The sequence below is a fragment of the Adlercreutzia sp. DFI.6.23 genome, assembly GCF_024462535.1.
GTDB classification, from domain to species: Bacteria; Actinomycetota; Coriobacteriia; order Coriobacteriales; family Eggerthellaceae; genus Adlercreutzia; species Adlercreutzia rubneri.
The window spans coordinates 1-319 of sequence record NZ_JANGBP010000342.1; the positions used below are offsets into that span (position 1 = coordinate 1).

Annotated in this window: 1 protein-coding gene; it reads right to left on the bottom strand. The window is 69.9% G+C overall.

The window, feature by feature from the left end:
- Window positions 1-319: PCRF domain-containing protein (locus NE591_RS13640; protein WP_256156908.1), on the bottom strand; the 319-nt coding region annotated here is incomplete at both ends.

The window sequence follows — 319 nt, forward strand, 5'->3', positions numbered from 1 at the left end:
AACCAGGACTCGATCTCCAGCTGGTCGAGCAGCGCCGCAAGCTCGGCGTCAGTGCGCTCGGCCTCTTCGGCGAAGGCCGCATCGTCGCCGGCCAGCTCGCACGCCGCCGACGCATCATCGAGAAGCCCGCAGGCACGCTCGTAGTCCTCGATGGTGGCGCGGAGCCCCGCCGCCTTCTTCGAGACCGCCTGGGCGGCCGCCGCGTCGTTCCAAAAGTCCGGACGGGCCGTCTGCTCGTCCTGCGCGGCCAGCTCGTCGCGACGCTCCTCGATGCGCAAGAACGAGAAGGCACAGGGACGGGTGTCCGACGCCTTCTCGT